This is a genomic window from Bacillus sp. MYb78, from assembly GCF_002975115.1.
Classification (GTDB): domain Bacteria; phylum Bacillota; class Bacilli; order Bacillales; family Bacillaceae_G; genus Bacillus_A; species Bacillus_A cereus.
The window spans coordinates 242410-262196 of sequence record NZ_PCOB01000005.1 but is presented as its reverse complement, the minus strand read 5'-3'; the positions used below and the strand labels follow the sequence as shown (position 1 = coordinate 262196).

Below are 19787 nucleotides of genomic sequence, written 5' to 3'. Positions count from 1 at the left end.
TCAATATATTTTTTAATTTATCGCTTCATTTTTATGGAAGATTTTTCTTATTATGTTACGATTAAACAGAATCATTACAAATAAGGTGGTGACAATTTGAATTACTTTTCTTACCTCTCCTTAGAAGAACGGCAAAATTTTTTCTATAAAGAACCTCTTAGTTTTTCAAAAAATATAGGGAAAGAACAACTAGCTTACGCACTAGGCGCCACACTATATACTCCTGGCACGAAAGAAACGATTGCGGAAGATATAATTAGAAAGAAACATGTGGATGCTACCTCAATTATTCTTTGTCTAGAGGACGCTATCAGCGATGAGGAAGTAAAACTTGCAGAGCAAAACATCGTCGTTCAAATACAGCAAATCGCTAACTTAGTCAGTGCCAACATACTAAATCAAGCAGACATCCCGCTTCTTTTTATTAGAGTTCGACAGCCAAGTCAACTGAAGACAATTGTTACTGAATTAGGTAGTGCTGTTCATTGTTTATGTGGTTTTGTCTTTCCAAAATTCACACCGATTAACGGAAAGACTTATATCGATCAGCTTGCATATATAAACGAGGTATACTCATTATCGCTATATGGCATGCCGATTTTAGAATCCCCCGAAATTATGTATAAGGAAACACGGGCAGAATCATTATTACAAATAAAGGATTTACTAGATTCTTATCACGATTACATCTTAAATGTACGTATTGGTGCTACTGATTTTTCAAGTATATTTAGTATTCGGCGTAATAAATACACACCTATCTATCATATTACTGTTGTTCGTGATTGTATTTCGGACATTATTAACGTTTTCTCAAGGGCAACAAATGAATATATTATTTCAGGATGTGTATGGGAATATTTTTCTAATGATTATAAAGAAGGGCTCATCCAAGAGGTATCACTCGACCATGCAAATGGATTAATCGGTAAGACAGTTATTCACCCATCTCATATTAAAGTTGTACAGGCAATGCACATTGTCACAATGGAAGATTATTTAGATGCGAGATCAATTTTAAAAAATGCAGATACGTATAATGGAGTGCTAAAAAGCAGTTTTTCTAACAAAATGAATGAAGTAAAACCTCATTATGGCTGGGCTCGCAAAACCATTTTAAAATCTAATATTTACGGGGTGCTACATGAAAACAAACAATTCACCGATCTCCTTATTACAAACGCAAAGCAACACGTATAACGTTTTAAATAATATACAAGTCCATGTAGAAGTACGTGATAATCCATATAATTTAGCGCTAGACAAGCTTTTTCAAATGGCTGCGAGAATAAATAAGAAACGTAGTTTTTTATTTGTGAGTACAATCCTTGGAAAGCATCTTCCTATTAAACCTGCAGTCTCCCTATCAAGTGGAGTTGCTCTCGCTGCAAGATATATGGAAATACTACATAATATTTCTCATCCATTTCAAAAAGAAATTTTAAATCTCATTTCATTAGAAATTGATGAAATCCCAGAGGAAGTATTTCGTTATCAATATCCTCTGCAAGAAGAAGTTTTGTTCATCGGATTCGCTGAAACAGCGACAGCACTTGGTCATTCTATGTTTCAATGCTTTCAAAATGCAAAGTATGTGCATACAACTAGGGAATCGATACCCCACCTAGAATCTGTCATTACATTTGAGGAAGAACATTCTCATGCAACATCGCACCGTTGTTATGTAGATGAAAGCTTTTTTCAAAATAACAATCCAATTGTTCTCGTAGATGATGAGATGACAACAGGAAAAACAGCATTAAATATTATTAGATCTATTCAAAATAAATTCCCAAGAGGAGAATATATAATTGCTTCTTTATTAGACTGGCGTTCTCATACTAATAGAAAACAATTTAAACAATTAGAAGAAGAACTTCAAATTAAGATTCATGTTATTTCTTTATTAGAAGGCAGTATTCATACAACTGGCCAACCATTAAATATTGCAAAAACAGATATTCAAATTAAAGAAATAAAACCTGATTTCAAAAAGCATATCCTTACCTGCCCAAAATCACCCTATACATCAAATTATATAAAATATACTGGGCGATTTGGCATTTCAGCATATGAACAAAAGCACATTTATTCTTTCGCTCAAGAAGCAGGAAAAGCTTTAAAAAGAGAAAGAGTTGGAAAACGAACACTCTGTCTCGGAACGGGTGAATTTATGTATATCCCAATGAAAATTGCTGCTGAAATGGGTGAAAATATTTTATATCAATCTACAACAAGAAGCCCTATCCATCCTGTTTCAAATGATGTGAACTATGCCATTCATAATCATTTCTCATATCCAAGTCCTGAAGATTCTACTATTACAAATTACTTTTATAATATTTCACCTCATGATTACGATGAAGTATTTGTTTTTATTGAGCGTGATTTAGGAGAAAAAGCCCTGTTTCCTCTTCTACAGCAGTTACAAACAGTTATTCCCTTTATTCATATCGTCTCATTTTCAAATAGTATAGAAAAGGAAGGTTGATAATTATGGTAAAAGTAAATTCTCATATTAGTAGTTACAATCCAAATGATGCTATTTTTCTATTAAAAGATATTAGTGATTTAATGAAAGAAAGTTCCACGGAAACTAGAGAACAAGCAATTCAAGCTGGCACACATTATTCCGAAATGTTACCAATGGAATATAAGCCATCTAAAGCGTATATGGATTTATTCTTTTCTTCCCTGCAACAATACAAACACAAACTAGCCATCGCTGTTGGAGTTGTCGCCGAACAGATTATACAAACTAAAGGAACTAACCTTGTCCTCGTTTCATTAGCTCGTGCTGGTACACCTATTGGCATTCTTATCAAACGCTACATACGCTATCAATACAACCTTGATGTACCTCACTATTGTATTTCAATTGTTCGCGGACGCGGTATTGATGAAAATGCACTCCATTATATTTTAGAACATCACCCTAAAGAAACAATTCAATTCATTGATGGATGGACTGGGAAAGGTGCAATAAAAAAAGAATTAGAATATGCAGTACACACATTTAACGAACGAAATAATACACACATTTCTCATTGTATGGCTGTGCTTGCTGATCCCGGTTACTGTACTTCAATTTACGGTACACGTGAAGATTTTCTTATTCCTAGCGCTTGCTTAAATGCAACAGTCTCTGGACTAATTAGCCGCACTGTACTAAATGACACCTATATCGGTCCAAATGATTTTCATGGTGTTAAATATTATAAAGAGCTAGAACAAGAAGACTTATCAAATTTCTTCGTTGATGAGGTAACAGATTTATTCCCTTCTGTTCATTCTCATATAGATAATCAATTACGTTATATTACTTCAACTTACACTGATCCATCTTGGCAAGGATTAAAAGATATACAGTCTATCCAAAATCACTTTAAAATTGACGATATTAACTTAATTAAGCCAGGAGTCGGTGAAACAACTCGCGTATTACTCCGGAGAATACCGTGGAAAATTTTAATACGCCAGCAAAACAATCCCGATTTAAAGCATATTTTACTTCTCGCTAAAGAAAAGAATGTCCCTATTGAAATCTATGAGAATATGGCTTATTCATGTTGCGGGCTCATTAAGCCTCTTAGGAAGGAAACAATATGATTTTCGCCAGTGATCTTGATCAAACGCTTATTTATTCCCGGAAATCGTTTCGTGCCCCTATAGAAGATGAATCAATTCAACTCATTGAAACTTTAGATGGAAAAGAAATTTCTTTCATATCACATAAAACCATTTCACTACTAAAAAAATTACAACTGCACTCACATTTCATCCCAGTTACAACAAGAACTATTGAGCAGTTTCAGCGTATTGCTTTATTCCAAAACGAAATCATTCCCGAATACGCCATTACAAGTAACGGCGGCAATATCCTTCATAACGGGAAACAAGATGGTACTTGGAACAGGACAGTAAAAGAAAGACTATCGGTTGAATGTATAGAGAGAAACGACATACTAAAGGAATTTGGACAAATAGCTCATAAAGATTGGGTTATATCACAAAAAACAGCTGATGATCTATTCCATTATTGCATTATTAAACGGGAGAACATTCCTTATGATGAATTATCATCCTTCACTTCCTGGTTAGACAAACAAGGCTGGAATCATTCACTTCAAGGTAGAAAGCTATACTTTGTACCAAAACCAATTAATAAATGGGACGCCGTGCAATATATAAAAGAAATTTTGCAAATAGATACGATTATTACAGCTGGGGATTCTTTACTTGATTTATGCATGCTTGAAAAGGCGAACCATGCCTTCGCACCACTTCATGGTGAGTTAGGGGCAATGCATGATAACTTACAACCCCATATTTTAAAAACAGACGCAATCGGCATATATGCCGCAGAAGAAATCGTAAATAAATCACTTCAAATTATTCACAGTTCATTACCTACCTCATGATCATAATATGCACAATTGCATACGCACCGCGATTAAACAGATGGTACAATTTATTTGAATCGCTGTTGCTACACTTCTTGATTAAAGAAAAGGCGTTAACACGGAAATTAGCGTCTTATCAACCTCAAGCAATTGGCACATTTTGTCATCTTAAAAGACACTCGAACGAGTGTCTTTTTTTCTATATCCAACAAGGACTTACTCATTTCAAAGTATAAATACATAAAATAATGTAAATCATTACACGCATGAATCACTTTCTAAAAGTTATAAAGTAGATTCAAAATAAAAAAAGCACTCTTAACTAGAGTGCTTTTTACTTTCAAACAAGGAGGCTACATATATGGATAGTACTCTCGTATTTAACTTTGGCATTGGTATTGTTATCATTTTATTCGTCTTCTTTGTACTTTGTATGAGCGGGGTATAAAAAGGCGATTTTCGAGCGTCTTTTTATACATACATATGTATTACTTGACTTCTATAAAAGTAGTAACCATAGTAGTTACAGATATACAAATAGCTATTCACATATCCACAAATAGGAGGAAGAACAATGAAACATGTAATCGTTTATGCACACCCAAATACAGAAAGCTTCAACCATGCGATTTTAGAAACGGTAAAACGTGAATTAGAAGAAAAAGGTCATGAAGTACGCGTTCGCGATCTATACGAATTAAACTTCAATCCAGTATTAAGCGCTTCCGATTTCATCTCATTTTCTCAAGGAAACACACCCGAAGATATTAAAGAAGAACAAGAGCATATCTCTTGGGCTGATAGCATTACATTCATTTATCCAGTGTGGTGGGCGGGACTTCCTGCTATTTTAAAAGGATACGTTGACCGTGTGTTTAGCCATGGATTTGCTTATGCTTACGTTGAAAACGGCATTGAAAAGTTATTAAGCGGTAAAAAAGGATTGTTATTATCTACAATGGGCAATACGAAAGAGGCATACACAGCAGGCGGCATGTTTGATGCAATGAAGAAAACAGCGGATGTTGGTATTTTTGAATTCACAGGTATTGAAACACTTGAGCATACATTCTATACAAGTGTCCCTTCTGTGGATAATGATGTGCGTAAACAATATCTTGAAGAAGTAAAAGACGTTGTGAATCGTGCATTCTAATAAAATTATATCAGCGATTTTCTAAATATATCGGCGTAACTCAGATTATATCGGCGATTTTTCAAATATATCGACTTACCGACAAAAATCGACACTAGTCACAACGAAATAAAAAAAGCTGTTCCAAAGTTTGGAACAGCTTTTTTCATTACATCTTCTCAATCCACTCCGTCAAGTTATGCACAACTTGCGTCGGTTGAACTTCGTATTCTGTTAACTTCTCCACAGTTGTGACTCCAGTGTGGACAAGAAGCGTATGCATACCAGCATTTACTCCTGCTAAAATGTCTGTATCATAGTTATCCCCAACCATTAATGCTTCATCTTTTCCTATACCAAGAACTTTTAAAGCTTGTTCCATAATGATTGATTCTGGTTTTCCGATAAAGATTGGATCCACACCTGTCGATACTGCTACAACCGATGTTAATGAACCGTTACCTGGTAATAACCCGCGCTCAGTTGGGATGGCAATGTCCCCATTTGTGGAAATAAACGTTGCACCGTTACGCACAGCAAGGCACGCTTTTGCTAACTTTTCATATGTGATGTCACGATCTAAACCAACAACAACGAAATCAGGATTTTCATCCACAAGTTCAAATCCTTTTTCCACAAGTGCATCGTGTAAGCCTTCTTCACCAATCATATATACAGTTGCATCTTGTTTACGTTCATAAATGAAGTTCGCAGTCGCCATACTCGTTGTGAATACTTGCTCTGCTTTCGCTGGAATATCGAAACGAACAAGTTTTTCTGCCACTTGTTCTGGTTTACGCGTTGAGTTATTCGTAACGAATAAATAAGGAATGCCGCGCTCTCCTAAAGCTTTTACGAAGTCGCTCGCTTCTTCAATTTGTTCTTCTCCGCGATACATCGTACCGTCTAAGTCAATTAAGTAACCTTTATACATCATTATGTCTCTCCTTCTATGCTAACGTTCTCACCTATCATACCACTCTTATATTACCCGCTTTTTCCAAAGAAAAAAACGCTTTACCTTAAAGCGCCCCATAACGTTCATTTTTTCTCTTTTATTTGGTAAGAACAACTACAATCGCCCTCGCACATGTTTGCTAGCGTTTTCACATCTGCGTTCGTAAATAAACGCTTATACATCTCTTTTTCATCTTCACATACTTGCGGGAATCTCTCTGCAATTTCTTTTAACGGACAGTTTTGTTTTTCAATTACGAAAGAGTTCTCTCCATCTCTCTTTATTTGAACCATATAACCATTTTTCTCTTGCATAGCTGCTATCTCTTGCACTTTATATGCTAAATTCTTTTGATTACTTACTCTCTTTTGCAACTGTTCTTCCATTCGCTTCGTTCTCTCTTTTAAAACGTAACGAAGTATTTTTTCATCGCCCATTCGAGCTAAATCTTCTAGCATATCAATCGCAAATTGCTTATACTCTTTCGGGAATGTATCTTCTCCCTTTTCACTTAATCCATACAAATAAGTTGGTCTTCCGACATGTTGCCTTACCATCTTAGAATAAATGAGTCCGTCTTTCTCAAGATTACTTAAATGTCTTCTGATTGCCATTTCTGTAATCTCTAAAACGTCAGCTAGTTCAGCTACTGTGTGCTCTCCCTTTACTTTCAACAATTGTACAATCTCGTCTTTCGTAGTACGTGCTTCCCCCATACTTCACCCTTCTCCCTTTTCTTTCTCACATACAATATAAGATCCCCAAAAGGTATTCTCTGGGGATCTTATAAGCATAATTATTCTGGTACAAATGCAGATACAGGTCCTAATTCCTTTTCTAAATAACTGCGAATATTTGCTGGGTACTTTTCCACCACTGCAATATGTTTTTGAATCGTCTTATATAATTCATCATGATTCATTTGAATATAATCTTGCGTAAGCATTTTTCGAAGAAGGATAATTTCTTTCATCCCTTGGCCATCTTCTTCACTTATCACTCGCTCGTCCATTAAAATATCAATAATATCTTCATAGCTTCCTGGATCGCGCATAATAAATCCATCGATCATCGCATTTCCTACATCTAATACAGTATCAATAATAAGATGGGCTATGCGCTCTAATGCGTAAAATTCAAACTCGGTTTCATATATCTTTTTCTCTTGAAATGTACTTGTTGCTCGTTCTAAACATACTAGCATTTGTTCTATTTTCTTTCTGTCTACAAAATACATGAATGTCACCTACCTGGAAATTAAAGCATTTACATTTTAATTGTAACGCTTTCTTCTGAAAAAATCGACAATTTTTCGAATTCACCTTTTCTCCGTTATTTGTTATAGTTATATTTGTATGATTTTTGAAATTGGAGGAATGGAATCTTGGAACGTGAACTCGCACTAGAAATTGTCCGTGTAACAGAAGCAGCAGCCTTAGCATCCGCACAGTGGATGGGCCGCGGAAAGAAAAATGAAGCAGATGATGCAGCAACTACAGCAATGCGTGATATGTTCGATTCAGTAAACATGGCAGGTACAGTTGTAATTGGTGAAGGAGAACTTGATGAAGCACCGATGTTGTATATTGGTGAAGAACTAGGAACAGGTAACGGTCCGGAAGTAGACATCGCCGTTGATCCATTAGAAGGTACAAACATCGTTGCAAAAGGTCTTGCAAATGCAATGGCAGTTATTGCAATCGCAGACAAAGGGAACCTTCTTCATGCTCCTGATATGTACATGGAAAAAATCGCGGTTGGTCCAAAAGCAGCTGGTAAAATTAGCTTAGATGATCCAATTGAAAAAACAATTGAAATTGTAGCAGAAGCTAACAATAAAAAGATTCGTGACCTAACGGTTATCGTTCAAGAACGTGAACGTCATCAAGATATTATTGACCGTGTTCGTGCAAAAGGTGCACGCGTAAAATTATTTGGTGACGGTGATGTTGGTGCGTCAATCGCAACAGCACTACCTGGAACGGGTATCGACTTATTCGTAGGTATTGGCGGAGCTCCAGAAGGTGTTATTTCTGCAGCAGCATTAAAGTGCCTTGAAGGTGAAATGCAAGCTCGCTTAGTTCCAATGAACGAAGAAGAAGAAGCTCGTTGTCGTGAAATGGGATTAGAAGACCCTCGTCAACTTCTTATGTTAGATGACTTAGTATCTGGGGATGATGCAATCTTCTCAGCAACTGGTGTATCTGCTGGTGAGTTATTAGACGGTGTTAAATTCCTTGGCGGAGATTTAGCTGAAACATACTCTATCGTAATGCGTTACAAAACAAGAACAGTACGATTCATTAAAACGCATCACCATTTAGATCATAAACCACACTTAAACTTAGATATTTAATAAAGGAGCCATGTGTATGGAAGAACGTTTCTTTCTGTACGACGACACTGTCGCTACAAAAACTCGTTTCGTTAGCTTTATGGGAGAAAATGAGCGTCATGATTTAGCGCTTTTATACTCCGATCGTCATTACGGTAAAACAATTGTACTTGATATGCAAAGTAATAAATTTGCAATTATCGGTGCTGACGATTTAAACGAACCAGGCTACTTAGAGCACGCATTTTCTATGACTGAAGAAATTGCAGAAGAATTACGCTCATTTTTATTTGAACTTATATAATTTATCGTATGCACCAGCTATTTTAGCTGGTGTTTTTCCGCTATAAGAGTTTCGAATTTTCAATCTTTTGTGTTATAATTAAGAATAAATCTATTTGGATAGAAAGGACGTTATCTACGTATGCCAACAACTACTTTGTAATGGACCAGCAATTGGATAGCATTACTCTCAAAAAAGCACCGTGCTTTTTCAAGGGAGTAGTCTGCCCATTCCCATTACAAAGGAACGTATTGCATCTGTAGTATGATGTTTACGGAGGTTCCTCTTTGGGGAACCTCCTTTTATTTTTGTCTTTTTCTCATGTCTTCATACTACAAGACATCCAAATAGCTGTATTACGTTTCTTTGCCACTACTATAAGAGGTGAAGGAAAATGCAGAAAGTACAACTTTCTTGGAGTTTATATGAAAATCAGCAACACACAATCGAAAAATATTGTAAAAATTGCGGACGTACTACCCTATTTACTGATACGAATATTCGTAGGCATAACGCCAATGGAAAAAACATATACCGCTTTGCCATTTATAAATGTTCGAAAGATCATACGTGGAATCAAAAACTGCATATTTATAAATCATTTACTGATCACGTTGAAACGATTGATATGACTCAGCAAGATCAACCAGAAACAACTACTACCATTTCCATTACGCAACATAAAGAAAGTGGCATAGCCGAAATCACGATCGTATTAGATATCGTTTTCGGTTCCCACCGCATTGATAAAGCCTTATCCACATATATTTCCGACTGGAGCCGTACACGCATTGTGGATAAAATTAAAAATGGGGATATTCAATTAAATGGACAACAAATGAAACCAAATGCAATACTTTCTGAAGGCGATTCTATTTCAATTTGTTTATAAGGGGGAGTTTCATGCTAAATGTGAGAAAAGGTACGATGAATTTATTAGACGAATTAGATGCAATGTATACAGAATGTAAAAAAGCACTCTTACAAAAGAAAATTTATCAATGGGATGATTCATATCCGACTCGAGAACATATTTCCTATCACTTAGAACAAGGTGAACTCTATTGCCTATTTGAGCATGATTCGCTTGTTGGTGCTGTTGTATTGAACGAATGGCAATCTCCCGAATACGCGCTTATTGATTGGTCAGAAACAGATGGATGTTTTCTTATCGTCCACTCTTTCGTCATCCATCCTTTCGCCCAAGGAAAAGGATATAGCAAAGTACTTTTATCCTTTTGGGAAAGTGAAGCGAAACGAAAAAACTATACCGGCATACGATTAGATGCTTTCACTGGCAATCCTGTTTCATTACGTTTGTATGAAAAGAATCATTATATTTGCCGAGGTGCTGTTTACTTTTCAAGTAAACAGCCTCCTCACAATTGGTATAACTGCTATGAAAAAATCCTCTTACAATCGTAAGAGGATTTTTTTACTTCTTCACTTTTCGTAATACAAAATGTGCACAACCGAAGTTACAGTACTCGTATAAATACTCCGTTAACGTACTAATTTTCGTATCATACGTCGCACGTTGGTTACTATCATCAAAGAATCCTCGCAGTCTAAGTTGCTCATATCCCCAGTCTCCAACGATATAATCATATTTATTTAAAATTTCTGCATAGCGCTCTTTAAATGCTTCTTCACTAAAACCGTCACGAAAGTTTTTAATTACTTCGTACTGAACATTATTAATGCTCACCGTAGCATGAATCTCTTGCTCTTGCTTTTGCTCCATCATTAACTTCCTCTCTAAGCATTCTTCTTTTTATCGTATCACAAAGCATAACAACCAACAATTTCAAATACAAAAAATTGCAAATTAGTACATGCTATGGAGAAGGAGGTGATACATCGTGAAAAAACAAATTTTACTTTCCCTTCTCACTCTTTCCTTATTTGCAGGCTGCCAATCAGCGAACAAAGCTGAAATGGAACGTGAAGAAGGAAGCCGTGTTCTTGTTTCCAATAAAAACGACATGTATCATACGGAAAATACAAATACAAGACTCACAAGAGTCGGTTATTCTTCTAAACAAAAGCATGAAGTATCTAACAAACAAGTAGGGGCCATTAATCGCGAGAAAGTCGCTGAAATGATTACAAGCATGACAGTCAAACTTCCTGACGTTACAAACGCTGCTACACTCGTTACCGATGATGAAGTATTTGTTGTATACCGTGCAAACACAACGGATCCAAAACTCGTAGCGGATCAAGTATATAGAGCTGCTTTGTCCATCGTCCCTCGCTATTATAAAGCATATGTATCAACAGACCAAAAGTTGATTTCCCAAATTCAAGGTCTTCAATCTGGCGCATTAAATGATACAGAATATACGCAAAGCCTCGATATGCTAAAACGTGAAATGAGTAAAAATCCTCATTTGAACAATACGGGGGATCAGACTTTAAATAATATGATTAAAAAGTAAAACAGGTGGAGAGAACCTCCACCTGTTTTACTTTTTATTTTTTATTACGATCCGCATAAATCTCCATCGCATCACACATAAACTGCGCTAACCCCTCGCCAAACTTATCGATATTTTTCGTGAAGCGCTCATCAGCGACGTACATTTGACCGAGTCCCTTAAAAGCGTCTAATGAATAGTGACTAAAGTTTTGCAAGTAATCGTACCATACTTTGATAGCTGCCTGCGCCTCTTTAGAATCTGGTGCATCATGTCTAAGCGTTGCTAAATTTCTATAAATAGCATTAAACTCCTCTTGGTTCTCTTTTGACATACCTTTTGCATATTCGTTCGCTTTATCTACAGCTGCATCTCCCCATTTTTCACGTGCTTCTTCTTCATATGGGTTATGGCTGAAATCGAATCCTTCAAATTTCTCTTTATTCGTCATTTCAATCTCTCCTTTTGTATGCTGAATTGTTTTATCAATCGTCGCAATCACCTTATCTAATCTGGCACGCTTTTCAAGAAGCATCTTCTTATGAAGCTGTAGTGCCTCTTCGCGATCAAATGATGGACTCATGATAATCTCTTTAATTTTCTTCAAAGGGAAGCCAAGCTCTTTAAAAAACAAAATTTGCTGCAATGTCTCTAAATTCTCATTGGAATACAGACGATATCCAGACTCTGTCGTCTCGTCTGGGGTTAACAACCCAATTTCATCGTAATGATGCAGTGTGCGCACACTAATTCCAACTAAATCAGCTACTTCTTTTACTCTCATTGTCATTTGTATCTCCCCCTTAGTACATACGATAAAGTATGACGCAACGTTAGAGTCAATAAGTAAATTCATTTTCTTTCTAAAAGTTTCATCTCTCCCCTATTTCATGCATAATAGATATGTACATATATTAGAAAGCGGTGAAAGTATGGTTTCAAATACTGTAATTGCCAGCATCATTTTTCAACTCATTGTCTCGATTCTGGTCCCAATTATCGTACTCGTTTATTTCCGTAAAAAATATAATATTAATTGGAAAGTAGTCGGCGTTGGTGTTCTTATCTTTATCGGATTCACCCAAATTCTTGAAACACCATTCCACCTATTTATGCGCGGTAATCCAACAATCGCTCCATTTTTAGAAAATCCGTTTGTCTTCGCAATTTATGGCGGATTGACTGCTGGTATTTTTGAAGAATTAGGACGCTTCGTTGCCTTCTTCTTCTTACTAAAAAAATATCTAGAATATAAAGATGGCTTCGCTTATGGAATTGGTCACGGCGGAATTGAATCTATTTTAATTGGCGGTTTTTCTGCATTACAAGCATTAATTTTTGCTAATTCTATTAACGATGGTAGCTTCTCTCGACTGATTGAACAAAAACCCGAGCTCAGTATTTTACAGGACATGTTAATTCAGCAACCTGCCTACTTATACTTCCTTGGTAGCTTAGAAAGAATTATGGCACTCGTGCTTCAAATCGCCTTTACAATGCTTGTTTTATACGCAGTAAAACAGAAGAAATACATCTTCCTAGTATACGCTATACTATTCCACGCATTTGTAGACTTTTTCGCGGCACTTTACCAAACAAAAACAATCAACATCTTCGTTGCCGAAGGAATTACACTTCTGTGTACAATTGGCGCTGTCGTTCTTATTCGCAAAATGAAAGAGAAATTAATGAGTGTACCGGAGTAAAAAATAAACCACCAAAATTGGTGGTTTATTTTTTATATGGATGATAACTTTTGCCCTCTTGCAGCTCCCTCTTTGTTTCTGCATCTATAACGATGTACTTATGAAACGCTTCTACTTCATTTTGAGTAAAAGAAGCGAAAAAATAAACTTGGCGATCAGGGTGAACAAAAAAATCTTGAAGCACCACTCTACTTCGACAACCGACAGCTGTTTTTTGCAGGAAAGAAAATTCCTCATCAGCCACTTCTTTAAATGAAATTTTTTTACGAACACTATATGCTGCATTTTTGTACTCTTTATAAATTTTCTTATCTAACTGTTTATAAAAAACATCCCCACTCACAAATGACTTATTTTGATTGCTTGGATAATTTAGTTTTCGGTTGGATTCTGCATATGTTGTGGACAATTGCGCAAGAAAACAAATAATGAATACGATACATATCATTTTTTTCATCATTGCACCTCAATTTTTTATTATCCACATTACTTTTCCACATATTTAAATCCATATGCTGTTTCCAATAAAAAGGAATTATTTCCACATTTGTCGAAGTATATAGCGTCAACTTGAAAGATGGGGATGAATTATGAAGAAAATTATTTTAATACGACATTGTTCAGCAACTGGGCAGGAATGTGATGCTGAATTAACGACCGATGGAAAAGACCAAGCAAATACCCTTGCTACATTCCTCTTAGAAAATACTCTACAAATCGATTATATTATTTCAAGCCCATTTGTCCGAGCTATCGATTCCATTCGGCCCTATGCACTCCAAGCTAACTTATCTATCCAAGAAGATGAACGATTAACTGAACGCATATTGAGTAACGTTCCAATGAATGATTGGATGCAAAAACTAGAATCCACTTTTACGAATATAGATATTGCCTTTTCAGGCGGAGAGTCAACAAAACAAGCAACAGACCGTGCCATATCGCTTATTCAAGACGTTTTACAATTAAACCATACGACAACACTACTTGTTACACATGGCAATTTACTTACGCTCATTTTAAAGCATTTTGATCATACGATTGGCTTTAATGAATGGAGAACTTTAACGAATCCTGATATTTACGAAATTACAATCGACGAACAATGTATCATAACACGCTTATGGGAAGCATTGTCCAAGTAATATCCCTTTCCAAAACATTCAGTTGACGCCACGAGAAGAGACTGTTCTAACAATAGAAAGGGGTATCATTTCATATGTACGAAGACGTACTTGCTTTACTACATAAAACAAATGTTTCTTATGAAAAATTCGAACACGAACCAGTACTCGATTATGAGACGGATCGGATCGTACGCGAGAGACTTGGCTTACAAGGCACTCCAAGTAAAAGCTTATTTTTAAAATCAAAGTCTGGAGATTATTACGTATTTTTTACGTTAGAGGGCACAAGGCTCAACCGGGGAGAGATGAAAGAACTAACAGGAGAACGCTTATCTCTCTGTTCTCCTGATGAACTACGAGACAAAACTGGTTGTACGCCGGGATGTGTGGCTCCTTTCGGATATTCACACGATGTAACAATTATTGTGGATAACGCTATTTATACGTACGATAAAATTTTAATTACACCTGGTGTACCTGAATTTACAATTGAATTATCCACAGAAGAATTAAAAAAGATTTTATTAACATGTACAAATACCGTTTTAGAGTACAAACAAAAAGAGAGCTGATCGTTAGCTCTCTTTTTTCATTATTTAGCTTCTGCTGTTTTTTCTTTTGCAGAACGTACTTGCTCGTCCGCATGGTAAGAAGAACGCACAAGTGGGCCAGCTTCACAGTGGCTAAATCCTTTGCTAAGTGCAATTTCTTTAAGCTCTGCAAATTCTGCTGGTGGATAATATTTAATAACTGGTAAATGCTTCTTAGATGGTTGTAAATATTGTCCAAGAGTTAAAATATCCACATTGTTTGCACGTAAGTCATCCATTGCTTCAATTAAATCTTCTCTTGTTTCACCTAAGCCGACCATAATGCTCGATTTAGTTGGAATATCAGGCTGCATTTCTTTTGCTCGACGTAAAAACTCTAATGAACGGTCATACTTTGCTCTAGCGCGAACTCGGTTAGATAATCGACGTACTGTTTCAATGTTATGGTTTAAAATATCTGGTTTTGCATCCATTAACATTTTTAAGTTTTCTTCTACCCCAGCCATATCAGATGGTAATACTTCGATAGACGTGAATGGGTTTTTACGACGTACTGCTCGTACTGTTTCAGCAAAAACAGCTGCTCCGCCGTCCTTTAAATCATCACGTGCAACCGCTGTTATAACAACGTGCTTTAAGCCCATTTGTACTACTGAATCTGCTACGCGTTCTGGTTCTTGTAAATCAAGCTCAGTTGGTAAGCCTGTTTTAACCGCACAAAAACGACAAGCACGTGTACAAACCGCACCTAAAATCATAAATGTTGCTGTTTTTCTTACAGCCCAGCATTCATGAATATTCGGACATTTTGCCTCTTCACAAACGGTATGAAGATTCTTAGAACGCATCATTTTCTTTAAGCCTGTATAGTTTTCATTCGTGTTTAACTTAATTTTCAACCATTCGGGCTTGCGCTTATATTCTGTTTGTTTTGTCATGGTTATCAACTCCGCACAATATGAAATAGTTTACCGTGTTCGCTTCTTTCAATGTAACATATCTATTCTAACGTATGAAAGCGATTTGCTCAAATGAAGATTCTAAGATTTTTTCCAATCGTTCCCTATAATGAAATACTCCGTATATCCCACACTAAAAAGAGTGATGTTGTGAAAGGAGTCTATTTCATGCTTCGAAAAATTTCTCTTTTGCTTTCTATTTGTTTTCTTCTACACCAAAACATCGCTTACGGTGAAGATAATCAGCAAAGCATATACGAAAAGCGCATGGCACTATATAAAGAAACCGAGCAATCTTCAGGCATTCCATGGTATTACTTAGCTGCAATGGATCAATATGAAAGAAATATACGGAGCGTAAGAAAAGATATTCCAAAAAAACCAGATGCCATCATTTCCCTTTATTTCAAACCAGAAATATGGGCTGGACCTGTTAATAGTAACGATACTCTCCCCCATACAATTTCTCTATTTGGCGGAATAGGTTTAGATGGTGACAAAGATGGATTTGCAAATGCAAATAGCGACCGTGATCTTCTGCATACTGCAGCGACTATTTTAAGGAAACAAGGAACGTCAGAAGACCGTATTAAAATTATGCTTTGGGAATATTATAGACGTGCAAAAACAGTTGATTTAATTAGCGAGTACGCCCAAATTTATAAACATTATGGACGTATTAATTTAGAAGGAAATGCTTTTCCTCTTCCGATTCGTAGTGACCATAGCTACCGTAGTACTTTCGGCGCTGGAAGAAGTTTTGGCGGAAGACGAATTCATGAAGGAACCGATATTTTCGCCGGATATGGCGTGCCAGTAAGATCGACTTGCTATGGCATTATTGAAACAAAAGGCTGGAACCGCCTTGGTGGATGGCGCATTGGTATTCGTGACCTTCATAATAATTACCATTATTACGCTCATTTAGGCGGGTTCTCAAAAGAAATACAGCTTGGACAAATTGTTGAGCCAGGAAAAGTAATTGGATTTGTTGGTAGCACTGGTTATGGACCTCCTGGTACAGCCGGAAAATTCCCACCCCACTTACATTTTGGCATATATAAAGACAATGGCTATACAGAATGGGCCTTCGATCCATACATGCATTTAAGCCTTTGGGAACGCAAAGAACGAGCAAATACAAAAAGATAACCGTAGCTGCATTGCTACGGTTATTTTTTATCCAGTAAAAGCCCGGCTCAGCCGAGTTTTACTTTATATGCAACTAACTATCTGTTTTCTTTTTATCAGGTACAGCAACACTTCCGCTTCCATAATACGTAGGCACTTCCCCTTGAACGATACGCGTCGCAATCGGAACATTTTGTTTCACAGTTATCTCTTTCGTATGAAATGGAATAATTACTTGCAATGTTACTTCCATTTCCATAACAATTTGAATCGCTGTAGTATTAATTCCATGCGGCTCAATTTTTTGTTTAATATCTGTATTCACATGCCCAATTGGCGTGAAATGAATCGGAATATCTGGTCCTATATTACCAAGAAGTGTATTATCAGTTACACGCCCAAAAGGAACTGCCATAGTCGCCCCGTTTTTTTCAGAAATACCTAGCTCCTTCAACTTCCCTTGTTCTACTTGTTGCAAATATTTTTCTATGTACGTGGTCGTTGACGTTACGATTTCATTTACTTGCTTCGTATTTAAATTAATTGTGGATACTTTTCCGTTTTTATCATTCTGTACTTTCATTAATGAATCGACATCGAATCCTTCATTAATTCTATCCTTTACCGCCTTCGTCATAATTGCTGTCGCCATTTTATGTGTCTCTACTTCCCCATATTTAATTAAGGTCGGCTGAATACTATTATTCACAATCCACAACCCTTGCGTAAGTAATATAACAAAAAGAATAAACGACATAAGCAGTATATACCGAAAGGCAATAGGTCCCCTTCGAAACCGCGAGTTTTTCGAGCGAAATATACTCATAAAAAAACCTCCTTCTTATATCATTTCTATGCAAGAAGGAGGGACGATATATGCTTATCTCATTTTTAATAATGCTTCTTTTCCAATCGTTCCTACTGGAATGCCTAACGCTTCAGCTCCAGTCGTTACCGATTCTAGTGGCGCTTCAAGAAGTTGTTCAATCGTTCTTACACCAACCGCACGGCCAGCAATAATTCCTCGATCACCTAATTTCTCATTTAAAAGACCTACATCTAATGCACCACACATAATATATCCTTTATCGCTCATTACAGCTAGCAAATTCGTCTTTGGAAGTTTCACGCTAACCGCAATAAACGTATAATTATCAATTATAATTGGCTCCACATTAACCATAGTTCACACTCCTCTCTTTCTTATCTGTATGACAAGAGAAAAATGAGTGTTACAAGTTAACTAGCCTATAGTTTAACGGAAGTTGTATGAGTTATTAACATATCCGTTAACACATCTCTAAGTAGTTCTGGCATATAATATTGTTTGCCAGAAAGTGTGGATAGCTCTGGGTATAAGTATCCAAACGTAAACATATCGATTGTTCCTACCGTATATATACGGTCTAACTCCAGCGATTCGCCGTTAATCAATACATCTTCTAATAAAATTTTATTGCCAGGAATCGTATCTGGAATGACTTCTACACCAGCATAAATCATTTTCCCCATCACTTTCCCCCGAAATCCGAATCCTTTCACCTCAAGATTCTCCATGTTCGGTTTACGTGCTTTCAAAATAACTTCTCTTAATATCTTTCCTGGAACTTTCAAAGCACACGGATTAATTGGATGTGGACAAATTCTGTGAATATCTCCGCGCGTTACAACACCCTCTTCTAGCCCTTCAAGAAGTACACCGGCGTTCACCATGCCAATCTCTGCATCGCACCATGTTTTCAGCGCACTTGCTAACATATGAGAAAACGGCGTCTCCTGAAACCAATCAACCGGTAATGACTCTTTTAAATGAACGACAGGCTCTGCCATTATATGCTTACTTTCTTCCTGCAGTATTTCAATTGTGGATAACGGATCGCTATAAGCACCTAACCGTTCCGTCTTAATCGCTCTACCGTCCTTTTCCAACAACTTCTTCGTCTCTTTATCCACAGTAAGCTGAACGTGGCCAACGTAACGTCCCCACTTTTCACAACAGCAAAGTAAAGTATTGTTCAGTAGAACACCACGCTCAAATAAATGATGCGTATGTGCACCTAAAATAACATCTATATCATAATGCTCTGCCATATACTCATCCATACTTTTTCCAAGGTGAGATAGGACAACGGTAATATGCGCCTCATCTTTCACTTCTTCTAAAATAGACTCTAAATGGATAAGCGGATCTTCAATATGCCAATCGAGCATATGATAAAACTCTAGATAAGCTACCGTTAATCCGATAAAAGCAATGATAATCCCATCTGTCGTCGTATGTAATTTATAAGGCTTCGCCCACGCTGGACGTACCCCTTCTTTTTCAAATAAATTCGCAACGAGCACCTCAAATCCAGCATCATCATATAGACGATTCAAATGCTCCTTCGCTAACGTAATGCCTTCATTATTTCCGATCGTTACATAATCATATAACGCCTCATTTAAAAGCTTCGTATTCCCAAGGCCATTTGTCGCTTCCGAAATACTATGAAAACGATCCACATGATCACCGATATCAACCGTCAAAACAGTCTCTCCCGCTTCCTGTCTTCGCTTTTTCTCCCCTAGAACAAACCGAGAAATTTGCGGCCAATTTTCAAAATGACTATGTATATCGTTTGTATGATAAAGGTGGATGATTGTTTCTTTATTTGTATTCAGAGAAAAAACCTCCTCTCAGTTCCTTACTGCCATTTACGCTATGCGCACACAATAATCCTGTAAATACTTTTCGTCTTTTCTTGCTATTTTACATTGTACTCGCATTGTGAGAAAA

24 protein-coding genes are annotated in these 19787 nt (G+C 36.7%); 14 read left to right on the top strand and 10 right to left on the bottom strand.

Translation table 11 applies throughout. The features are described 5' to 3' along the window. The first annotated feature begins 96 nt into the window (after positions 1 to 96). The 5 genes from CQ064_RS13730 (at position 97) to CQ064_RS13710 (ending at position 5559) form a co-directional block, all read left to right on the top strand. Positions 97 to 1200, top strand: coding sequence for an HpcH/HpaI aldolase/citrate lyase family protein (locus CQ064_RS13730; protein ID WP_001106075.1), 1104 nt, complete (start codon positions 97 to 99; stop codon positions 1198 to 1200). Next, on the top strand, positions 1145 to 2491 hold the full coding sequence (locus CQ064_RS13725; protein ID WP_000856291.1) for a phosphoribosyltransferase family protein: 1347 nt from the start codon (positions 1145 to 1147) through the stop codon (positions 2489 to 2491). The genes CQ064_RS13730 and CQ064_RS13725 overlap by 56 nt, the downstream gene beginning before the upstream one ends. Before the next feature lie 5 nt (positions 2492 to 2496). Beyond that, entirely contained in the window at positions 2497 to 3609 is a 1113-nt protein-coding gene (locus CQ064_RS13720; RefSeq protein WP_000241506.1) for a cysteine protease StiP family protein, read from the top strand. Continuing rightward, positions 3606 to 4421 (top strand): HAD family hydrolase, encoded by an 816-nt coding sequence (locus CQ064_RS33140; RefSeq protein ID WP_000575380.1) that lies wholly within the window; start codon positions 3606 to 3608, stop codon positions 4419 to 4421. Before CQ064_RS13720 ends, CQ064_RS33140 begins: the two co-directional genes overlap by 4 nt. A 556-nt stretch (positions 4422 to 4977) precedes the next feature. Continuing rightward, complete coding sequence (locus CQ064_RS13710; RefSeq protein ID WP_000683412.1) at positions 4978 to 5559, top strand: NAD(P)H-dependent oxidoreductase; 582 nt, start codon at positions 4978 to 4980, stop codon at positions 5557 to 5559. A gap of 148 nt (positions 5560 to 5707) precedes the next feature. Here the strand turns inward: CQ064_RS13710 and CQ064_RS13705 are convergent, their stop codons facing one another. The 3 genes from CQ064_RS13705 to CQ064_RS13695 form a co-directional block, all read right to left on the bottom strand. Next, a complete protein-coding gene (locus tag CQ064_RS13705; RefSeq protein WP_000276470.1) occupies positions 5708 to 6472 on the bottom strand; it encodes a TIGR01457 family HAD-type hydrolase in 765 nt (254 codons plus the stop codon). Between the two features lie 107 nt (positions 6473 to 6579). Next, positions 6580 to 7212 carry a helix-turn-helix transcriptional regulator gene (locus CQ064_RS13700; protein WP_000503347.1) on the bottom strand — a complete coding sequence of 211 codons (633 nt, stop codon included), beginning with the start codon at positions 7210 to 7212 and terminating at the stop codon, positions 6580 to 6582. A gap of 80 nt (positions 7213 to 7292) precedes the next feature. Then, positions 7293 to 7733, bottom strand: a complete 441-nt coding sequence (locus tag CQ064_RS13695; RefSeq protein WP_000274010.1) for a DUF86 domain-containing protein — start codon at positions 7731 to 7733, stop codon at positions 7293 to 7295. Between the two features lie 147 nt (positions 7734 to 7880). Between CQ064_RS13695 and glpX the strand changes: the two genes are divergently transcribed. The 4 genes from glpX to CQ064_RS13670 all read left to right on the top strand — a co-directional run bounded on the left by glpX (position 7881) and on the right by CQ064_RS13670 (position 10539). Beyond that, positions 7881 to 8852, top strand: coding sequence for a class II fructose-bisphosphatase (glpX, locus tag CQ064_RS13690; RefSeq protein ID WP_000439090.1), 972 nt, complete (start codon positions 7881 to 7883; stop codon positions 8850 to 8852). Between the two features lie 16 nt (positions 8853 to 8868). Further along, positions 8869 to 9135, top strand: coding sequence for a DUF3055 domain-containing protein (locus CQ064_RS13685; protein WP_000392611.1), 267 nt, complete (start codon positions 8869 to 8871; stop codon positions 9133 to 9135). Positions 9136 to 9508: 373 nt separating this feature from the next. Then, a complete protein-coding gene (locus CQ064_RS13675; protein WP_001174587.1) occupies positions 9509 to 10006 on the top strand; it encodes a hypothetical protein in 498 nt (165 codons plus the stop codon). Positions 10007 to 10017: 11 nt separating this feature from the next. Next, a complete protein-coding gene (locus CQ064_RS13670) occupies positions 10018 to 10539 on the top strand; it encodes a GNAT family N-acetyltransferase (RefSeq protein ID WP_000935794.1) in 522 nt (173 codons plus the stop codon). Positions 10540 to 10549: 10 nt separating this feature from the next. On the opposite strand, the gene CQ064_RS13665 is transcribed toward CQ064_RS13670, so the two are convergent. Beyond that, entirely contained in the window at positions 10550 to 10861 is a 312-nt protein-coding gene (locus CQ064_RS13665; protein WP_000970508.1) for a YutD family protein, read from the bottom strand. 115 nt (positions 10862 to 10976) lie between these two features. On the opposite strand from CQ064_RS13665, the gene CQ064_RS13660 reads away from it, so the two are divergent. Then, complete coding sequence (locus tag CQ064_RS13660) at positions 10977 to 11555, top strand: YhcN/YlaJ family sporulation lipoprotein (protein ID WP_000744133.1); 579 nt, start codon at positions 10977 to 10979, stop codon at positions 11553 to 11555. A gap of 34 nt (positions 11556 to 11589) precedes the next feature. On the opposite strand, the gene CQ064_RS13655 is transcribed toward CQ064_RS13660, so the two are convergent. Continuing rightward, positions 11590 to 12324 carry a MerR family transcriptional regulator gene (locus tag CQ064_RS13655; protein WP_000178777.1) on the bottom strand — a complete coding sequence of 245 codons (735 nt, stop codon included), beginning with the start codon at positions 12322 to 12324 and terminating at the stop codon, positions 11590 to 11592. 100 nt (positions 12325 to 12424) lie between these two features. On the opposite strand from CQ064_RS13655, the gene CQ064_RS13650 reads away from it, so the two are divergent. Continuing rightward, entirely contained in the window at positions 12425 to 13240 is an 816-nt protein-coding gene (locus CQ064_RS13650; protein WP_002094186.1) for a YhfC family intramembrane metalloprotease, read from the top strand. A gap of 25 nt (positions 13241 to 13265) precedes the next feature. Here the strand turns inward: CQ064_RS13650 and CQ064_RS13645 are convergent, their stop codons facing one another. Continuing rightward, positions 13266 to 13697: a hypothetical protein gene (locus tag CQ064_RS13645; protein WP_000738182.1), complete on the bottom strand. Its 432-nt coding sequence runs from the start codon at positions 13695 to 13697 to the stop codon at positions 13266 to 13268. Positions 13698 to 13830: 133 nt separating this feature from the next. Between CQ064_RS13645 and CQ064_RS13640 the strand changes: the two genes are divergently transcribed. Beyond that, entirely contained in the window at positions 13831 to 14385 is a 555-nt protein-coding gene (locus CQ064_RS13640) for a histidine phosphatase family protein (protein ID WP_000720577.1), read from the top strand. 74 nt (positions 14386 to 14459) lie between these two features. Further along, positions 14460 to 14939, top strand: a complete 480-nt coding sequence (locus tag CQ064_RS13635; RefSeq protein WP_000272748.1) for a YbaK/EbsC family protein — start codon at positions 14460 to 14462, stop codon at positions 14937 to 14939. 20 nt (positions 14940 to 14959) lie between these two features. Here CQ064_RS13635 and lipA read toward each other — a convergent pair whose 3' ends face one another. After that, entirely contained in the window at positions 14960 to 15856 is an 897-nt protein-coding gene (gene lipA / locus CQ064_RS13630) for a lipoyl synthase (protein WP_000166367.1), read from the bottom strand. Positions 15857 to 16045: 189 nt separating this feature from the next. On the opposite strand from lipA, the gene CQ064_RS13625 reads away from it, so the two are divergent. Next, the gene (locus CQ064_RS13625; protein ID WP_000944681.1) at positions 16046 to 17029 is read left to right on the top strand and encodes a M23 family metallopeptidase; all 984 of its coding nucleotides are present in this window, start codon (positions 16046 to 16048) and stop codon (positions 17027 to 17029) included. Positions 17030 to 17102: 73 nt separating this feature from the next. Here CQ064_RS13625 and yunB read toward each other — a convergent pair whose 3' ends face one another. From yunB to CQ064_RS13610, 3 genes are all read right to left on the bottom strand, one after another. After that, on the bottom strand, positions 17103 to 17834 hold the full coding sequence (gene yunB, locus CQ064_RS13620) for a sporulation protein YunB (RefSeq protein ID WP_000021808.1): 732 nt from the start codon (positions 17832 to 17834) through the stop codon (positions 17103 to 17105). 54 nt (positions 17835 to 17888) lie between these two features. Then, a complete protein-coding gene (locus tag CQ064_RS13615) occupies positions 17889 to 18191 on the bottom strand; it encodes a YunC family protein (protein WP_000248467.1) in 303 nt (100 codons plus the stop codon). Between the two features lie 65 nt (positions 18192 to 18256). Continuing rightward, positions 18257 to 19648 carry a bifunctional metallophosphatase/5'-nucleotidase gene (locus CQ064_RS13610; protein ID WP_080546085.1) on the bottom strand — a complete coding sequence of 464 codons (1392 nt, stop codon included), beginning with the start codon at positions 19646 to 19648 and terminating at the stop codon, positions 18257 to 18259. Positions 19649 to 19787 lie beyond the last annotated feature (139 nt).